17 protein-coding genes, 2 tRNA genes and 1 pseudogene are annotated in these 18,017 nt (G+C 70.5%); 17 read left to right on the forward strand and 3 right to left on the reverse strand.

The features are described 5' to 3' along the window. The first annotated feature begins 52 nt into the window (after nt 1-52). The 5 genes from proB to RKD20_RS29325 all read left to right on the forward strand — a co-directional run bounded on the left by proB (nt 53) and on the right by RKD20_RS29325 (nt 5,050). Nucleotides 53-1,159 (forward strand): glutamate 5-kinase, encoded by a 1,107-nt coding sequence (proB, locus tag RKD20_RS29305; RefSeq protein WP_424883352.1) that lies wholly within the window; start codon nt 53-55, stop codon nt 1,157-1,159. A gap of 193 nt (nt 1,160-1,352) precedes the next feature. Beyond that, entirely contained in the window at nt 1,353-1,805 is a 453-nt protein-coding gene (locus RKD20_RS29310) for a hypothetical protein (RefSeq protein WP_424883353.1), read from the forward strand. A gap of 89 nt (nt 1,806-1,894) precedes the next feature. Next, complete coding sequence (locus tag RKD20_RS29315; protein ID WP_424880315.1) at nt 1,895-3,181, forward strand: glutamate-5-semialdehyde dehydrogenase; 1,287 nt, start codon at nt 1,895-1,897, stop codon at nt 3,179-3,181. A 147-nt stretch (nt 3,182-3,328) separates the two neighbouring features. Continuing rightward, a complete protein-coding gene (locus RKD20_RS29320; RefSeq protein ID WP_424880316.1) occupies nt 3,329-3,895 on the forward strand; it encodes a hypothetical protein in 567 nt (188 codons plus the stop codon). A 78-nt stretch (nt 3,896-3,973) separates the two neighbouring features. Further along, nucleotides 3,974-5,050: a hypothetical protein gene (locus RKD20_RS29325; RefSeq protein WP_424880317.1), complete on the forward strand. Its 1,077-nt coding sequence runs from the start codon at nt 3,974-3,976 to the stop codon at nt 5,048-5,050. Nucleotides 5,051-5,074: 24 nt separating this feature from the next. Here the strand turns inward: RKD20_RS29325 and RKD20_RS29330 are convergent, their stop codons facing one another. After that, on the reverse strand, nt 5,075-6,175 hold the full coding sequence (locus RKD20_RS29330; RefSeq protein WP_424880318.1) for a M48 family metallopeptidase: 1,101 nt from the start codon (nt 6,173-6,175) through the stop codon (nt 5,075-5,077). 147 nt (nt 6,176-6,322) lie between these two features. On the opposite strand from RKD20_RS29330, the gene RKD20_RS29335 reads away from it, so the two are divergent. The 11 genes and pseudogenes from RKD20_RS29335 to RKD20_RS29385 all read left to right on the forward strand — a co-directional run bounded on the left by RKD20_RS29335 (nt 6,323) and on the right by RKD20_RS29385 (nt 11,622). Beyond that, complete coding sequence (locus RKD20_RS29335; protein WP_020116337.1) at nt 6,323-6,481, forward strand: hypothetical protein; 159 nt, start codon at nt 6,323-6,325, stop codon at nt 6,479-6,481. Between the two features lie 128 nt (nt 6,482-6,609). Beyond that, nucleotides 6,610-6,771 carry a hypothetical protein gene (locus tag RKD20_RS29340; RefSeq protein ID WP_424880319.1) on the forward strand — a complete coding sequence of 54 codons (162 nt, stop codon included), beginning with the start codon at nt 6,610-6,612 and terminating at the stop codon, nt 6,769-6,771. A gap of 79 nt (nt 6,772-6,850) precedes the next feature. Further along, nucleotides 6,851-7,489, forward strand: coding sequence for a nicotinate-nucleotide adenylyltransferase (nadD, locus tag RKD20_RS29345; protein WP_424880320.1), 639 nt, complete (start codon nt 6,851-6,853; stop codon nt 7,487-7,489). A 16-nt stretch (nt 7,490-7,505) separates the two neighbouring features. Continuing rightward, nucleotides 7,506-9,332, forward strand: a complete 1,827-nt coding sequence (locus RKD20_RS29350; protein ID WP_424880321.1) for a LytR C-terminal domain-containing protein — start codon at nt 7,506-7,508, stop codon at nt 9,330-9,332. Nucleotides 9,333-9,445: 113 nt separating this feature from the next. Beyond that, entirely contained in the window at nt 9,446-9,889 is a 444-nt protein-coding gene (rsfS, locus tag RKD20_RS29355; protein ID WP_020116333.1) for a ribosome silencing factor, read from the forward strand. Then, complete coding sequence (locus tag RKD20_RS29360; RefSeq protein WP_424880322.1) at nt 9,886-10,545, forward strand: histidine phosphatase family protein; 660 nt, start codon at nt 9,886-9,888, stop codon at nt 10,543-10,545. The genes rsfS and RKD20_RS29360 overlap by 4 nt, the downstream gene beginning before the upstream one ends. A gap of 93 nt (nt 10,546-10,638) precedes the next feature. Next, nucleotides 10,639-10,711, forward strand: a tRNA-Ala gene (locus tag RKD20_RS29365). A gap of 115 nt (nt 10,712-10,826) precedes the next feature. Then, nucleotides 10,827-10,970 (forward strand): annotated as a pseudogene (locus RKD20_RS29370) (MFS transporter); the annotation flags it as partial. A 69-nt stretch (nt 10,971-11,039) separates the two neighbouring features. After that, complete coding sequence (locus RKD20_RS29375; RefSeq protein ID WP_391170977.1) at nt 11,040-11,213, forward strand: hypothetical protein; 174 nt, start codon at nt 11,040-11,042, stop codon at nt 11,211-11,213. Nucleotides 11,214-11,216: 3 nt separating this feature from the next. After that, the gene (locus RKD20_RS29380) at nt 11,217-11,450 is read left to right on the forward strand and encodes a hypothetical protein (protein WP_003976229.1); all 234 of its coding nucleotides are present in this window, start codon (nt 11,217-11,219) and stop codon (nt 11,448-11,450) included. A gap of 99 nt (nt 11,451-11,549) precedes the next feature. Beyond that, nucleotides 11,550-11,622, forward strand: a tRNA-Ala gene (locus RKD20_RS29385). Between the two features lie 114 nt (nt 11,623-11,736). On the opposite strand, the gene RKD20_RS29390 is transcribed toward RKD20_RS29385, so the two are convergent. Together RKD20_RS29390 and RKD20_RS29395 are read right to left on the reverse strand one after the other, a co-directional pair. Beyond that, nucleotides 11,737-13,350 (reverse strand): NADH-quinone oxidoreductase subunit NuoF family protein, encoded by a 1,614-nt coding sequence (locus tag RKD20_RS29390; protein WP_020116329.1) that lies wholly within the window; start codon nt 13,348-13,350, stop codon nt 11,737-11,739. Next, the gene (locus RKD20_RS29395; protein ID WP_424880323.1) at nt 13,347-14,678 is read right to left on the reverse strand and encodes a cytochrome b/b6 domain-containing protein; all 1,332 of its coding nucleotides are present in this window, start codon (nt 14,676-14,678) and stop codon (nt 13,347-13,349) included. Before RKD20_RS29395 ends, RKD20_RS29390 begins: the two co-directional genes overlap by 4 nt. Nucleotides 14,679-15,139: 461 nt before the next feature. On the opposite strand from RKD20_RS29395, the gene leuS reads away from it, so the two are divergent. Continuing rightward, entirely contained in the window at nt 15,140-18,016 is a 2,877-nt protein-coding gene (gene leuS, locus RKD20_RS29400; protein ID WP_424880324.1) for a leucine--tRNA ligase, read from the forward strand. Nucleotide 18,017 lies beyond the last annotated feature (1 nt).

Genomic DNA, 18,017 nt, shown 5'->3' on the forward strand with positions numbered 1-18,017 from the left:
CCCACAGTGGCGCGAGGGGACAGGACACAAGGTGGCAGGGGCAAGGCAGGCCGTGGGCGAGGCCCGCAGAATCGTCGTCAAGGTCGGTTCCTCGTCGCTGACCACCGCCGCCGGCGGCCTCGACGCCGACCGGGTCGACGCGCTCGTCGACGTCCTCGCCAAGAGCCGCAGCGGAGGGGAGAAGGAGATCGTCCTCGTCTCCTCCGGAGCCATCGCCGCCGGACTCGCCCCGCTGGGCCTGCGCCGCCGCCCCCGGGACCTCGCCCGCCAGCAGGCCGCCGCCAGCGTCGGCCAGGGCCTGCTCGTCGCCCGCTACACCGCCTCCTTCGCCCGCTACGGCGTCCGCGTCGGCCAGGTCCTGCTGACCAGCGACGACATGAGCCGCCGCGCCCACCACCGCAACGCCTCCCGCACCCTCGACAAGCTCCTGGCGATGGGCGCCCTGCCGATCGTCAACGAGAACGACACCGTCGCCACCGACGAGATCCGCTTCGGCGACAACGACCGGCTGGCGGCCCTGGTGGCCCATCTGGTCCACGCGGACCTGCTCGTCCTGCTCTCCGACATCGACGGCGTCTACGACGGCGACCCGAGCAAGCCCGGGACCTCGCGGATAGCCGAAGTGCGCGGTCCCGGGGACCTGGCGGGCGTCGAGATCGGCAGCGCCGGCAAGGCGGGCGTCGGCACCGGCGGCATGGTCACCAAGGTCGAGGCGGCCCGGATCGCGGCCGCCGCCGGCATCCCTGTGGTGCTGACCAGCGCGGTCCACGCGGCCGAGGCGCTGTCCGGCGGTGACACCGGCACCTACTTCCACCCCGCGGGCAAGCGCTCCGCCGACCGGCTGCTGTGGCTCCAGCACGCCTCGACCCCGCAGGGCGCGCTGATCCTGGACGACGGCGCGGTGAAGGCGGTCGTCGACCGCCGCACCTCGCTGCTGCCCGCCGGGATCGCCGCCGTCGAGGGCGAGTTCGTCGCGGGCGACCCGGTCGAACTGCGCGACGGCACCGGGCACGCCGTGGCCCGCGGGCTCGTCAACTTCGACGCCAAGGAGATCCCGCGGCTCCTCGGCCGCTCCACCCGGGAGCTGGCGCGCGAACTGGGACCCGCCTACGAGCGGGAGGTCGTCCACCGGGACGATCTGGTGATCCTGCACCCTTGAGGGCCGCCCGATGCCTCGCGGGGCCGGTGTGCCCGAAAACGGGGTGAACGCCCTGCCAAGAGCGTCGCCCTGAGGTGGACGTTCCGCAAAACCGCCCCACGAGCCCTTGCGGCCTGCTCAACTTTGTCCCAGGGACACATTCCGCCCGACCCCATGGGTCGACGTGTGCATGAAGGAGGCCGTCGTGAGACGAGTGCGCCCTGGGGCGGCCGCGTCCCGCGTCGGCTCCGGTCCGTCCGCGGGGACCGCGGCCCTGACGAGCGTGGCGGCAGGCGACCGGTACCGGGGCGAGGAGCCCCAGGACCTGCCGCGCCTGTGGCACGTCACCCTCAGCGTCTCCGGCGACGAGGCCCCGCTGAAAGAGGTCCGGCGCGCCCTCGAACAGCTCGCCCACGACCACCCCTTCCTGCTGACCAGCCGCTACGCCAACGACCACGCGGAGATCCGCTACTGGGAGGAGGCCCGCGACCTGCACGACGCGGCCGCCGTCGCCCTGCGCCTGTGGGGCGAGCACCGGCAGACCGCGGGACTGCCGCCCTGGGAGATCGTCGGCCTGGAGGTCATCGACCGGCAGACCTACCACCAGCGCATCGCCGAGGGGTACGGCCCGCCCCCGGCCTCACCGGTCGGAGCCCACCCGTTCTGATCCCGGCCCCGTGCCGGTGTCCCTTTGATCCCGTCTCGCGCTGTGGAACATGCGGTGGACGCCCCCTGTGGGCGCACTACCCTTCCGTTATGACCTCGCTCTCGCCGTACGACTCCATGACCCCGGTCGTCCAGGCCGCCTACCGGGCCAAGGCCGCCGCCGCCGACCTCGCCCCGCTGCCCCGGGCCGAGAAGGACGACGCGCTGCTCGCCATCGCGGACGCCCTGGAGGTCCGTACGAGCGAGATCGTCGAGGCCAACGCCAAGGACATCGCCAAGGCCCGCGAGGCCGGTACCAGCGAGTCGATCATCGACCGGCTGACCCTCACCCCGGAGCGGGTGCGCGCCATCGCCTCCGACGTCCGGGACGTCGTGGCGCTGCCCGACCCGGTCGGCGAGGTCGTGCGCGGCTCGACCCTGCCGAACGGCATCGACCTGCGCCAGGTCCGCGTCCCGCTCGGCGTGGTCGGCATCATCTACGAGGCCCGCCCCAACGTCACGGTCGACGCCGCCGCCCTGTGCCTGAAGTCCGGCAACGCCGTCCTGCTGCGCGGCTCGGCCTCCGCGTACGAGTCGAACACCGCCCTCGTACGGGTCCTGCGCGACGCCGTGGGCGGCGCCGGACTGCCCGCCGACGCGATCCAGCTCGTGCCCGGCCAGTCCCGTGAGAGCGTGCAGGAGCTGATGCGCGCCCGCGGCCTGGTCGACGTGCTCATCCCGCGCGGCGGCGCTTCCCTGATCCAGACCGTCGTGACGGAGTCGATCGTCCCCGTCATCGAGACAGGCACCGGCAACTGCCACGTCTACGTCGACGCCCAGGCCGACCTCGACATGGCGATCGACATCCTGATCAACTCCAAGGCCCAGCGGGTCAGCGTCTGCAACGCCGCCGAGACCCTTCTGGTCCACCAGGACATCGCCCCCGAGTTCCTGCCGCGCGCCCTGGACGCGCTCGCCGAGGCCGGTGTGACCGTCCACGCCGACCCGCGCGTGCTGGCGTACGCGAAGGACACCAAGGCGACCGTCGTCGAGGCCACCCTGGAGGACTGGGACACCGAGTACCTCTCCTACGACATCGCCGCCGCCGTCGTCGACTCGCTCGACAAGGCCGTCGAGCACATCCGGCTGTGGACCTCCGGCCACACCGAGGCCATCGTCACCACCTCCCAGCAGGCCGCCCGCCGCTTCACCCGGCTGGTCGACTCCACGACCGTCGCGGTCAACGCCTCCACCCGCTTCACCGACGGCGGCCAGTTCGGCTTCGGCGCGGAGATCGGGATCTCCACCCAGAAGCTGCACGCGCGGGGTCCGATGGGACTGCCGGAGCTCACCAGCACGAAGTACATCGTCACCGGCGACGGTCACATCCGCCGCTGAGCCGGGGCGCCAGGGGGCGCGCGGCCAGGGCATATGCACCCGGCAGGCGCCCCGGCCCGCTTCCGTGGCGCACGAGAGGTGTCTCACAGGGCGGATGAATTTCCGTACCGTCTGCCCAAATTGACCCCCCAGGTCTACTCTGGATTCGTGCCGGAGGACGTGGGGGGCACGCCGTTCCCTGACGGCTGGGAGCCCGACGACGACCACGACCGCGGGGTGTCGGACGAAGAGTTCGCCTCCGTGGTCTTCGACGAGGCCTTCGTACGGGCGGCCGTGGTGCACGAGCCGACCGCCGTCGAGCGCCTCCTGGCCGCGGCCCAGGCGAGAGCGGAGGCCTCCGAGGCCGAGGCCCGCCGCGCCCGCCCCAGAGCCGAGCGGTACGACGACGGCTACGGACCCGGCGGTTTCGGCCATGATCCCGAACTCGACGACCTGGACGACACCGAGATCCTCGAAGGCCGCTACGGCGCCCCCGGGACGTACGGCAAACAGGTCCGCTGGCACCGCCCCGTCGCCTGGATGCTCGCCCTCGTGATGGGCATCGGCATGGTCGCGCTGGCCTTCACGGCGGTCTACCGGGGCTCCTCCTCCGGCAGCCGGGACCGGGTTCCGCCACCCGCCTCGACCGGTCTGGAACAGGGGAGCACAGTGACGCCCTCGGCGTCCGCCGACTACTCCCAGCCAGCCGCCTCCGCGGTCCCGCGAACTCCCTGACGGTCCTGGTGAGAACCTGTCAGAACTTGTCGCACGGCGGGGCGTTTACCCGAGCTCCCCGAGACCTACCCTGAAGATATGGGAGGGCCAGGAGACCCACCTGAGGGGACACCCGAGGGCGGCCCCGTGGGTGGTGAGGACGAGTACCGATCCGTCGTCTTCGACGAGTCGTTCGTCCGCGCTGCCCGCCTTCAGGAGTACTCCGCGCAGGAGCGCATGTCCGACCACGCGCCCGCCGTCCGCCGCCGCCCGCCACTGCGCCGGGGACTGTCCCGGCAGGCGCTGATCCTGTTCCTGCTGATCGCCGTCGCCTTCGGCACCGCGATCTACATGGGTGTACGGCACCCCTACCAGAACGCCGCGATCCGGCAGCCCGTCGAACCCCTGCGGATGACGGTCATCCCGCTGTCCCCCGCGGGCAGGGTCCCGGGCCACGCCGACGCCGAGTACCTGTACGCGCACAGCCCCGCCGCCCAGTTCCGCGTCGGCGCCGAGGGCATCCCGCTGCCCGCCTCCCGGCGCACCGCGCACTTCTCCGACAGCCAGGTCGTGTCCGCGCTGACCACGGCCAAGGACTACCTCGTGCGGTCCTCGCTCGACCCGGACGTCCTCGCCGGCGCCCAGGTCCGCTCCGTGCGCGTGCTCCTCGACACGGACCAACTCGACCAGTTCGACCAGAGCTTCGCCCACCCCGCCGCCGACGGGCGGCACGCGCCGACCGGCTGGCTGGTGCGCTTCGACCCCGCCGAGGCCCGGCTGGCCGACGGCAGGATCCGGGTGCAGGGGAGTCTCCAGGCCGCCGAGACCGACTCGTCGACGCTGGAGGTCACCGCGGACCACACGTTCGTGTACGCGCTGCGGGCCGCCGGTGCGGGCGCGGTCGCCACGGGCGAGGTGTCCCTGTTCACCGTCCGGCGTGAGCTGCACTTCCGCTTCGACCGGGACGACCTGCGGATGCACACGGCCCAGCTGGTCGTGTCGTACGTCCAGGCCGGCCCGCTGTCCTGCGCGGAGGACTCCACGAACCGGCTGCACCCGCTGCTGGCCGGGCAGACCGCGAAGGCCGGCGGACCGGCCGGGACCGATCCCTACGCGACCGGTAGCGCCACGGCACTCTGCGGGTCGCTGGCCACCAGCGCGCAGCCGAAGGTGTGAGTCCCCCGCGCCCTGGACGGAGTCTCAGCCCTCCTCGTTGTCCCGCGGCGGGTCCGTCGGGGGCTCGCCGTCCTGCGGTGCCGAGTTCGTGAAGCCGCCGAAGCCCCTGCGCACCCTGCCGCCGAGGTCGCCCGCCCCGCCCGCGATGTCGCTGACCAGCTTCATCAGGGGGTCCTTGGAGCTCTTGACGTTGGTCGCGTAGCTCGCCGCCGACTCGCGGAAGGAGTCCGTGACCGAGGTGTCCTTGTCCTCCGTGCGGCGCGGGTAGTGGCCGTCCATGATCCGCTGGTAGTCGCGGGACTCGGCCCACTTCTTCAGCTCGGCAGCCCGCACGGTGGTGAAGGGGTGGGAGCGCGGCAGGACGTTCAGGATCTTCAGCACGGAGTCGCGCAGGTCGCCGCCGGCCTCGTACTCCTCGGCCTGCTTCAGGAACGCGTCCACGTTCATCTCGTGCAGATGGTGACCGCCTGCCAGCTTCATCAGGCCGCGCATCGAGGCCCGCAGGTCCTGGCCGACCAGGAGGCCCGCCCGGTCCGCCGACAGCTCCGACTTGCGGAACCACTCGCGCAGCGCGGTCACGATCGCCATGATCGCCAGGTTGCCCAGCGGGATCCACGCGACCCTGAGGGCGAGGCTGGTCAGGAACAGCAGGATGGTCCGGTAGACCGAGTGGCCGGACAGGGCGTGGCCCACCTCGTGGCCGACGACCGCCCGAATCTCCTCCTCGTCGAGCAGGTCGACCAGACCCGTGGTGACCACGATGATCGGCTCGTCCAGGCCGATGCACATCGCGTTCGGCTGCGGGTCCTGGGTGACGTACATCGGCGGGACCTTCTCCAGGTCCAGGATGTAACAGGCGTCCCGCAGCATGTCGTTGAGGTACGCGAACTGCTGGTCGGAGACGCGCACCGAGTCGGACAGGAACAGCAGCCGCAGGCTCCGCTCGGGGAGCAGAGCGCTGAGTGCCTTGAAGACCGTGTCGAATCCGCTCAGCTTGCGCAGCGCCACCAGGGCGGAACGGTCGGCGGGGTGCTCGTACGCACGCGAGGAGATACCCGGGAAACGCCTGCGCTGCCTGCTCGGCACGTGCTCGTGACCGTTGTTCTGGTGGCCGTCGTCGGACATGTCTTCCCCCATGTGCGTCTTTGGCTGTGCCTCTTCGGCCCCTGTGATCCTTTGCGGACCCTTGTGAGGCCCTTTGCGCCCCCCGAAGCAGAGCCCAGCCTAGGCGGAGATAGCGTGGACCGGCAGTACAGCGAAGGAGTCCACGTCATGGAGCACACCCGGGCCGCCTGGCTCACCGAGGCCGCGAGCGCCGCCGAGCAGCAAGGGTCCGGGAATCTGCTCCGGGTGGTACTGGTCGTGATGTTCCTGGGCTGTGCGTTCACCGCGTGGTTCGTGCTGCGGGGGTACAAGCGGAAGGACGACTGAGGAAGGGCGAAGGTTCCCCCGGTCCTGCGGGCGGCCTCCAATGGTGGAGTCGGCGTGATCGCCCTCACCGGGCCCGCATACGATGGGCCGACGTCTTTATCCCGCCCACCGGATAGGTCCTGCCGAAGATGAGCTTCCACAGCACCGCTGCCCAGTTGGCCACACTCGCCGCAGAGGGCGAGCACGGCGGCAACCACGAGAGCCTCGACCCCCTGGTGACCGGCGGCGGCGCCTTCGTCATCCTGCTGCTCCTGCTGTGGATCACCACCCGTTTCAACCGCGACCGCTGAGGCACCGAGCGCCCAAAGCGGGGCACTCCGGGCCTGCGCCGGCCGGGGTCCTCAGGACGGGCCGGTAGGGTCTGCACGCATGGGAGAGCAGGACATGCCTACCGGCCCGGGCAACAGCCCGTCGAAGCCCGGCAAGCGCCGCATGGGCGTCATGGGCGGAACGTTCGACCCGATCCACCACGGGCACCTCGTGGCGGCCAGCGAGGTCGCCGCGCAGTTCCACCTGGACGAGGTGGTGTTCGTACCGACGGGCCAGCCGTGGCAGAAGACCCACCGCAAGGTTTCCCCGGCCGAGGACCGCTATCTGATGACGGTCATCGCGACCGCCGAGAACCCGCAGTTCTCGGTCAGCCGCATCGACATCGACCGCGGTGGCGCGACCTACACCACGGACACCCTGCGCGACCTCAAGGCCCTCAACCCCGACACCGACCTCTTCTTCATCACGGGCGCGGACGCCCTCGGCCAGATCCTCACCTGGCGGGACGCGGAAGAGCTCTTCTCCCTCGCGCACTTCATCGGGGTCACCCGGCCCGGCCACACCCTGGCCGACCCCGGGCTCCCCGAGGGCGGCGTCTCGCTCGTCGAGGTCCCCGCCCTCGCCATCTCCTCCACCGACTGCCGGGCGAGAGTCGCCAAGGGCGACCCCGTCTGGTATCTGGTGCCGGACGGAGTCGTGCGTTACATCGACAAGCGCGAGCTGTACCGCGGCGAGTGAGCCGAGAGGGGCACCGGTGAACGACCGATACGACGCGGGCTACGGCGACGACCAGGAGAACCAGTACACGCTCGTCGGCTACGACGACTACGGCCGACCGGTGTACCAGCAGGTCCCGCCGCAACAGGCCCCGCAACAGCAGGCCCAGCAGCAGTACGACCCCTACGCCCAGCAGGGCTACGGCTACGACCCGTACGCCACGGGCCGACAGCAGGCCGCGCCGTACGACACGGGCACCCAGAACCCCGTCCCGCCCTACGACCCCTACGGCGCCGGCGACACCGGTCAGCAGGCGCCCGTGCCGCCCTACGACCCGTACGCCGACGGAGGCCGGCAGGGCGGCGGTCCGGCGGCGGCGTACGACCCCTACGGCCGGGCCGCCGCGAGCGGGCAGCAGCCCCGTGTCGCCGAGCAGACCGCCTACATCCCGCAGCAGGGCGGGCCGGCCGGGGGGACACAGGCCGGGCAGGCCTACCGCCCCGCGGGCGACGAGGGTCCCGTCGGAGCGGGTGGTGCCGGTGCGGGCCATGCCGGCGCGGAGGCCGCAGACGGGGACGAACGGCAGTACCACACCGCACAGTTCGCGTTCGTCGAGGAGCCCGACACGGACTCCGAGGACGTCATCGACTGGCTCAACTTCACCGAGAACCGCACCGAGCGCCGCGAGGAGGCCAAGCGCCGCGCCCGCAGCCGGCTCGTCGCCCTGGTCGTCGTCCTCGCCCTGGTGGCGGTCGGCGGAGTCGGCTACCTCTGGTACGCCGGGAAGCTGCCCGGCCTGCCGGACACCGAGAGCAAGAAGGGCACCACGATCGCGGCGAGCGCCCAGAACCGCGACGTGATCGTCGTCCATCTGCACAACACCACCAAGGGCGGCACCTCCACGGCGCTGCTCGTCGACAACACCACCACCAAGCAGGGCACCACCGTCCTGATCCCCAACTCCCTCAACCTGACGGCCGACGACGGCTCCACGACGACCCTCGCCAAGTCCGTCGACGACGACGGCTCCTCCGGGACCGTCGACTCCCTCGACACCGTCCTCGGCACCGACATCGAGGGCACCTGGCGCCTGGACACGCCCTATCTGCAGAACCTGGTCGACCTCGTCGGCAACATCGACGTCGACACCAACGCCGCCGTGCCCGACCCGGCCGCCACGAAGAAGGGTCAGGCGCCCCTGGTGAGCAAGGGGAAGGACCAGACCCTCAGTGGCAAGATGGCCGTCGCCTACGCCACCTACCGTGCCTCCGGCGAGGCGCAGAACGCCCAGCTGGAGCGGTTCGGCCAGGTCCTCCAGGGCGTTCTGCGCAAGCTGTCCTCCGACCCGACGGCAGCGACCACCACCGTGCAGACCCTGGCCCAGATCCTCGACCCGTCCCTCACGGACAAGGACCTCGGCACCTTCCTCGCCAAGCTCGCCGACCTCGCCAAGAGCGGTGACTACAAGACCGCCCTGCTGCCCGTCCAGCAGGACGGCACCCTGAGCGCGGAGGCCGGCGCGAGTGTCGTCAAGGACGTCCTCGGCGGCAAGGCGAAGAGCCCCGACAAGGACGCGGCGGTGAGCGTCTCGGTCCAGAACGCCACCGGCACCAGGGACAACACCGAGAAGGCCCGCGTCGTCCTCCTCAACGGCGGCTTCACCTTCGTCGACGGCGGCACGCCCTCCTCGGCCCGGGCCACCTCCAAGGTCGTCTACGCCGACCCCGCCGACAAGGCGAACGCCACCGAGGTCGCCAAGACCCTCGGCCTGCCCACCAGCGCCGTCGGCAAGGGCACGATCGCCTCGAGCGCGAACGTCTCCGTGCTCCTCGGCCAGGACTACAAGCCGGGATCCTCGTCCTAGGCCCTGCTCCGGGCCGCGAGCGCCACCCCATGTGCTCTCCAGCAGCACGTGGGGTGGTGTCGGCGGTCCGTGAGACCCTTGATGTCAATCGACCGACGACCGAAAGCCTTGTAGTGACCGCCACTGACCGTTCTCTCGAGCTCGTCAACACCGCCGCGCAGGCGGCCGCCGACAAGCTCGCCCACGATGTGATCGCCTACGACGTCAGCGACGTCCTCTCGATCACCGACGCCTTCCTGCTGGCGTCCGCACCCAACGACCGCCAGGTCAAGTCCATCGTCGACGAGATCGAGGAGCGGCTCTCGAAGGAGCTCGGCGCCAAGCCGGTGCGCCGCGAGGGCGACCGCGAGGCCCGCTGGGTCCTGCTCGACTACGTGGACATCGTCGTCCATGTCCAGCACAGCGAGGAGCGCGTCTTCTACGCCCTGGAGCGGCTGTGGAAGGACTGCCCCGAGCTGGAGCTGCCGGCCGACGCCAAGGCCACCCGCGGCAAGGCGCAGGAGCACGCCGAGCTCCGGGCCGAGGAGGACGACACCGAGTTCGGGGAGCCGCGTTGACCGCTCCCGCCGACCGCAAGGGCCGCGGCCGCCGCGTCATCCTGTGGCGGCACGGCCAGACCTCCTGGAACGTGGAGCGCCGCTTCCAGGGCACCACGGACGTCGAGCTCACCGAGACCGGCGTCGGCCAGGCCCGCCGCGCCGCCCGGCTGCTGGCCTCCCTCCAGCCCGACGCGATCGTCGCCTCCGACCTCCAGCGGGCCGCGAACACCGCCGCCGAGCTCGCCGCGCTCACCGGCCTGGACGTGGCCCACGACGAGGGCCTGCGCGAGACCTACGCGGGCGTCTGGCAGGGGCTGACGCACGAGGAGATCATCGCCCGGCACGGCGAGGAGTACGCCGCGTGGAAGCGCGGTGAGCCGGTCCGCCGCGGTGGCGGTGAACTGGAGACCGAGGTCGCCGACCGCGCCGCCCCCGTCGTGCTCCGGCACACCGAGAAGCTCCCCGAGGACGGCACGCTCGTCGTGGTCAGCCACGGCGGCACGATCCGCACCACCATCGGTCGGCTGCTCGGCCTGGACTCCCGGCACTGGGAGAGCCTTGGCGGTCTCTCCAACTGCTGCTGGTCCGTCCTCGGCCAGGGCGCCCGCGGCTGGCGCCTCCTGGAGCACAACGCGGGAACCCTCCCGGAGCCGGTGCTCGGCGACGACGACTGAGGGCTCCGGGAGGGCTCCGGACCGGATTTCACTTTCCGGCAGGTCGCAGGCTAAAGTTCTTCTTGTTCGCCCCGCTGAGCGGGGGGAGCGTCCGGGGCTATAGCTCAGTTGGTAGAGCGCCTGCATGGCATGCAGGAGGTCAGGAGTTCAATTCTCCTTAGCTCCACAGATCGACACTCCGCGAGTTGTCGAAGATCGATCGACGAGGATCCCGTCTCCTTCAGGAGGCGGGATCTTCTGTGTGTCCGCTCCGCGAGCTCCCTGCCCCGCCGGCTCACCGGGGCACACTGTTCTTGAACCGACTTGAGTCACTGGGCCCCTCTGAGGCGTATACCTCTCCGGAGGCGCTGTGAGCGTGCATGTTCGCGCTGGCCGGGACCGCCACGGTGGGCGCCGTGTCCGGACTGGTACTCAGGCGTCGCTGACCGTATTGGTCCGGCCGTGGCAGAATCAAACGGCCGGAAGGGGGCGCGGCCCGACGGGAGGGAGTAGTGATGCCTGCGAGCATCCTCGCGGAGGTCGGCCACCTCCGCGAAGCGGCGTCGACAAGGGACACGACGGTCCGCCTCATCTGCCCTTCCTGCGGTTCCGTCCACGTGGCCCAAGTACTCGGCGACAACGGCGGGGTTTCCTACGTGTGCACGGCCTGCGGCCACAGCTGGAGCTGATCGATGGGTGCACACAGGCGAAAATGCGACTGGTGCGGCAGCGGGACGCCGATCGTGCGGGACATGGAGCCGGTCAATCCCGACTACCAGTACTGGTGCGAGGAGTGCGCGCGGGCGCTGATCATAAAAGGCGACCCCATCGAGACGTACCGCGAACTGGAGGGTGAGCCGATCTACGGCCGTCTCCTCGAAGAACACTGCACGCTGAAGCGGTTCTACTCGTTCGTGACCGCGTGACGTCGTCCCTGCTGCCCGCAGGGAAACGATTTGGTGTTCCACCCGGTGGACCGTGTAATGTTGGCGTCGCCGCCAGGGAAACCGGGCGGAGCGCAGCACGGGGCTATAGCTCAGTTGGTAGAGCACCTGCATGGCATGCAGGGGGTCAGGAGTTCAAATCTCCTTAGCTCCACAAAGATCCCGCCAGATCATTCGATCCGGCGGGATTGTTGCGTTTCCAGGGGGAGTTGTTCGCATACGACGAAGGGGGCCGCCCGGGATCGGGCGGCCCCCTTCTGACGTCGGCTCAGCGGCCCAGCGCACGCCTTCCGCGGCCCTGGGAGAGGACCGGCAGGTTGCGGGCGGGACCCTTGTCGCGCGGGCTCTCCTCCTCCAGGCGCAGGGCGAGCGCGGGGCAGCGACGCACCGCGCGTAGAGCCTTCGCCTCGGCGTAGCGCGGCACCTGGGCCTGGGCGACGGTCGGGAAGCCGTCGGCGCCGAGTTCGAAGACCTCCGGGAGGATGTCGGCGCACAGGCCGTGGCCCCGGCACAGCGTCCAGTCGACGTAGATCTTCTGACGGCTGGGGCCGTTCTCCTCGGCCTCGCCGCCGCCCGGGAGGCCCGTCGGCATCTTGCCGCCCTCGAAGAGCGGCAGAACGCCCTCCACGGGCCGTCCGCAGCCGTTGCCGAGGACATGGGCGGCCAGGTCGTCCGTGAACGCCTTGATGGTCGACTCCAGGAACATCGCGGAGCCGTCCGGGTGCGAGCACGCACCGCGCCGCTTCACGTTCTTGGCGACCTGCTTGAGCGCCTCCAGGGCGGCCGGACCGCCGCCGTTGAGGATGTCCTCCATGCCGCGCGCGGCGGCCGGCAGACCGAGGTAGCAGGGGCCGCACTGGCCCGCGCTCTCCTCGGCCAGCCACTGCGCCACCCGCAGCGACTCGCCCAGCGGGCAGGTCTCCTGAGTGATCGGCAGGATCGCGCCGGCGCCGAGCGCCCCGCCCACCGCGTCCAGGGAGTTGCGGGAGACGATCGCCTCGTTGACCGTCGCCGCGTCGATCCACTTGCCGTGGTAGCCGCCGGTCAGCACGCCCTGCGGGACCGGCGGGGCGCCGGCCAACTGCAGGACGTAGCGCAGCGGTACGCCCGTGGGGACCTCGATCACCATGGGGCGCGCGACGGCGCCGGAGACCGTGAGCATGACGGTGCCCGGCTCGTCGTACAGACCGGTGTTGCCGTAGCGCTCCGGACCGATGCGCGCGGCGATCGCCAGCTGCGCGAAGGTCTCGGCGTTGGACAGCAGGGTCGGTGCGCCGCCGACGCCGTTCTGCGAGGCGCTGACCTTGCGGCCGGGCGGGATGGCCGGACCGCCGTCGATGGAACGGATCAGCGAGGCCGCCGCTCCGGTGACCATGCGGACGGGATTGCGCTGCACGCGTGCGCGTAGCGCCGATCTGCGGCCGTTGCTGAGCCCGCGCTCGGCGAGGGCGGCCTCCATGGAGCGCTGGGTGGACTCCCGTGTGACCCCTATCACGAGCGTGCGGGCACCCAGGGCTTCGGCGGCCAGGAGGGCGCCGTCCAGGATGAGGTGCGGGGCACGGTTGATGAGCACCGTGTCTTTGCGGCAGGCCGGTTCGTCCTCGCTGCCGTTGACGACGACGACCGGCCGCACACCGCGCTTGATCGCCGCTTCGGCGACCGAGCGCAGCTTCTTGTGGAAGGGGAAGCCGGCACCGCCGCGCCCCTTCAGGTTGATGGCTTCGGAGAGCTTCGCGAGTTGCTCGCCGCCCATGGGTTCGAGCGGCCCGTGCACCTTCAGGTGCATGGGCAGGTCAAGTCGTTCGACAAGGTCGAAGCCCGACGTGAGTTGGGGAAGACCGACCACGCGGACTTCTGGTACGTCGGGCAGGGCCTCGTTCACCTATAGCCTCCGGAAGGCGTGTTCCAAGGTTCGCCCGATCCCGGTGAGTCGAAGTCGTACGACTGACCGGGCGTTGGATCAGTGGCGGGACCGCTGTTGTACGTGTCGTTCGGGTTGTACGTGCCGTACAGGGTGTTTGTCTCACCGGTGTCGCGTACATCACCCGAGAGATAGCTGGCGGTGCCCGAATTACCGCCATAGGTCGGGATGTTGTACCCCGTGTCCTGGAGCGGGTCGTAGGCCGAGGGGGGTGCTTCGCCGACCGGCGGCGGGGAGGGCACCGGCCAGCTGCCTGTGGTGCTGCCGCCGGCGTCCATGCGCGCGATGGGGTCGGTGGCGGCCTGCATGTCCATCGGCATGTCCATGCGAGCGGTCTGGCCGGTGTCGAAGGGCTGCTGTGTGCCCGGTGACATGGCGCGATAGGCGGCGGCGAACCCGCTGCCCGCGGGTTCCGGGGCCGGCGGGGCCTGGTAGGCGGGAATGGAACCGGTCTGGGACAGGCCCTCGTAGCCCGGCAGGGCGGACTCCGGGCGCCGCCCGGCGGACTCGGGTGCCCTGCGGCCCTCGCGGCCCGGTGCGGCGCTCTCCGCGGCCCTCCTGGCCCGGCTGGCCTCCAGCTCCTCGCGGCCCGGTCGCTCCTCGGCGCCCAGGAGCATGGCGACCCGGTCGGTGACCTTGCGTTTGAACGGGCGCGGCGCCGAGCGCAGGGCGAGGGCCGCTATGACGCCGAGCACGCAGAGCGCGTACATGTAGGTGAAGATCGGGGCCTTCACCGCGCGGCCCGCGTACAGGCCGTGGATCAGCCCGGCGCACCAGCCCGGGTAGGCCAGCATGTGCATCGCGCGCCAGCGGGCCGCGACCGGCGCCGGGGACGCGAACCGGTTGCGCAGGGCGCCGGTGATGCCGACGAAGATCATGAGCTGGCCGGCCAGCGTGCCGAGGCCTATGAGGCCGCCGCTGCTGCTGAAGCCGAGCCCGAACGGGATGAACGCGGCGATCCACGTCGTGTGGTCGAGGGTCAGTTTGATGCCGATGTGCAGCAGAAGGAAGGAGATCGAGCCCACGGCGGTGATCCGGTGCACGCCCTGGGCGACGATCCGCTGCCGGGTGTTGAGGATCAACCGGTCCTGCGCGACCAGCCCCCAGATCACGGAGCAGGTGAGGAGGACAAGCGTCACCACGCCCGCCCCGAAGTTGAGGAAGTCCTGGAGCCAGACACCTCCGTACACCACGACCAGAGGGATGGCCAGCAGGAAGACGGCCGTCGCCACCCCGTAGGCCGACCGGCCCGTCCTGGGGAGCGTGCTGCTGTTACTACGAGGGTTCATGGGGGCAACTCCGAGCGGTTCGGGAAGGCGGTCCCGCTGCCGCACTCTAAGTGGCGCCATACCGATGGGTACGACGTTTGAGTTATTGCGTTGTTATCAAACGGTCGTGGGGCTGTTGCGATGCCCCTTAGTGGCTGTTACGCGAAGTAACCACTGGCCTTGCTCCAGTTCCTCTCGGGTGGATACGGTGCGGCTCGACTGCGGCGGCGAGTGCGGCACCCGGTGCCAAAGAGGCATACGTAAGTTCGTCGCGGCTTGCTCAACGGCTGCGGTACTCTGACGCCATGCGTGCCGTACGCCTTCTGCTTAGCGAGCCGCGCTGATCAGTCCCGACCACCGGTGAAGACGTGGTCGGAATCGGCGCGGCGTCCCCTCCTGTGCGAGGGGTTTTTTCATTTGGTGGATGTCGCAGCCGGATGACACAGCCGCTGGCAGAGACGATCGATGGAGCTTTGAGGACCATGAGCGAGACGAACCCCGCAGCCCCCGCCGAGGTGGCCGCGCCGCACCGCTACACGGCCGCCGTCGCGGCCGAGATCGAGGCACGCTGGCAGGACTTCTGGGACGCCGACGGCACCTACGCGGCCCCCAACCCCAAGGGTGACCTGGCGGGTGACCCCGAGCTGGTCGCCAAGCCCAAGAAGTTCATCATGGACATGTTCCCCTATCCCTCGGGCGCGGGCCTGCACGTCGGCCACCCGCTGGGCTACATCGCCACCGACGTCTTCGCCCGCTTCCAGCGGATGACCGGCCACAACGTCCTGCACACCCTGGGCTTCGACGCCTTCGGCCTGCCCGCCGAGCAGCACGCCGTGCAGACCGGCGAGCACCCCCGGGTCACCACCGAGGCCGCCATCAACAACATGAAGTCCCAGCTGCGCCGGCTGGGCCTGGGCCACGACAAGCGCCGGTCGTTCGCCACGATCGACCCGGACTACTACAAGTGGACCCAGTGGATCTTCCTGCAGATCTTCAACTCCTGGTACGACGACCAGGCGAAGAAGGCCCGCCCGATCTCCGAGCTGGTCGCCGCGTTCGAGTCCGGTGAGCGCACGGTTCCCGGCGGCCGCTCCTGGGCCGCCCTGTCCGCCGCCGAGCGTGCCGACGTCCTGGGCGAGTACCGCCTGGCGTACGCCTCCGAAGCGCCCGTCAACTGGTGCCCCGGCCTGGGCACCGTGCTGGCCAACGAGGAGGTCACCGCCGACGGCCGCTCCGAGCGCGGCAACTTCCCGGTCTTCAAGGCCAAGCTGCGCCAGTGGAACATGCGGATCACCGCCTACGCCGACCGGCTGCTGGACGACCTGAACGAGCTGGACTGGCCCGAGGCCATCAAGCTGCAGCAGCGCAACTGGATCGGCCGCTCCGAGGGCGCCCGCGTCGACTTCCCGATCGACGGCGAGGCGATCACGGTCTTCACCACGCGCCAGGACACCCTGTTCGGCGCGACCTACATGGTGCTGGCCCCCGAACACCCCCTGGTCGAGAAGTTCACCCCGGCCGCCTGGCCCGAGGGCACGCACGACGTGTGGACCGGCGGACACACCACCCCGGCCGAGGCCGTCGCCGCCTACCGCGCGCAGGCCGCCTCCAAGTCGGACGTCGAGCGCCAGGCCGAGGCCAAGGACAAGACCGGCGTCTTCACCGGCGCGTTCGCGACCAACCCGGTCAACGGCGAGCAGATCCCCGTCTTCATCGCCGACTACGTCCTGATGGGCTACGGCACCGGCGCGATCATGGCCGTACCGGCGCACGACACGCGTGACTTCGCCTTCGCGCGCGCCTTCGAGCTGCCGATCCGCTGCGTGGTCGAGCCCAGCGACGACCGCGGCACCGACGCCTCGACGTGGGACGACGCCTTCGCCTCGTACGACGCCAAGATCGTGAACTCGCACGGCGCGGACATCTCCCTGGACGGCCTGGGCGTGACCGAGGCCAAGGCGCGCATCACCGAGTGGCTGCAGAGCAAGGGCATCGGCGAGGGCACCGTCAACTTCCGGCTGCGCGACTGGCTGTTCAGCCGCCAGCGCTACTGGGGCGAGCCCTTCCCGATCGTCTACGACGAGGACGGCATCGCCCACTCGCTGCCCGAGTCGATGCTGCCCCTGGAGCTGCCCGAGGTCGAGGACTACTCGCCGCGCACCTTCGACCCGGACGACGCGGACACCGAGCCCGAGACGCCGCTGTCCCGCAACGAGGACTGGGTCAACGTCACGCTGGACCTGGGCGACGGCCGCGGTCCGCGCCGGTACCGCCGTGAGACCAACACCATGCCCAACTGGGCCGGTTCCTGCTGGTACGAACTGCGCTACCTGGACCCGCACAACAGCGAGCAGCTGGTCGACCCCGAGATCGAGCGCTACTGGATGGGCCCGCGCGAGGGACAGCCGCACGGCGGTGTCGACCTGTACGTCGGCGGCGCCGAGCACGCCGTACTGCACCTGCTGTACGCGCGCTTCTGGTCCAAGGTCCTGTTCGACCTGGGGCACGTCTCGTCGGCCGAGCCCTTCCACAAGCTGTTCAACCAGGGCATGATCCAGGCCTTCGTCTACCGCGACAGCCGGGGCTTCCCGGTGCCGGCCACCGAGGTCGAGGAGCGCGACGGCCAGCTCTTCTACGCGGGCGAGCAGGTCAAGCGCGAGCTGGGCAAGATGGGCAAGTCCCTGAAGAACGCCGTTACCCCCGAGGCGATCTGCGAGGAGTACGGCGCCGACACCCTGCGCCTGTACGAGATGGCGATGGGCCCGCTGGACGTCTCCCGCCCGTGGGACACGCGCGCGGTGGTAGGCCAGTACCGCCTGCTGCAGCGGCTGTGGCGCAACATCGTCGACGAGGCCACCGGCGAGGTGACCGTCGTCGACGCCGAGCCCGACGAGACCACGCTGCGCGCCCTGCACAAGGCGATCGACGGGGTGCGCCAGGACCTGGAGGGGCTGCGCTTCAACACGGCCATCGCCAAGGTCACGGAGCTGAACAACCACCTGACCAAGGCGGGCGGCCCGGTCGCGCGCCCGGTCGCCGAGGCGCTGGTGCTGCTGATCACGCCGCTGGCCCCGCACATCGCCGAGGAGCTGTGGCGCAAGCTGGGCCACACCGGCTCGGTCGTCCACCAGGACTTCCCGGTCGCCGACCCTCGGTACGTCGTGGACGAGACCGTGACCTGCGTGGTCCAGGTCAAGGGCAAGGTCAAGGCCCGTCTGGAGGTCTCGCCTGCCATCTCCGACGACGAGCTGGAGAAGGTCGCGCTGGCCGACGAGAAGGTCGTGGCGGCGCTGGACGGAGCGGGCATCCGCAAGGTGATCGTGCGGGCGCCGAAGCTCGTGAACATCGTTCCGGCGTAGT

Origin of the sequence: Streptomyces sp. SLBN-8D4, from assembly GCF_049739545.1 — a bacterium.
In the GTDB taxonomy this organism is placed as follows: Bacteria; Actinomycetota; Actinomycetes; order Streptomycetales; family Streptomycetaceae; genus Streptomyces; species Streptomyces canus_C.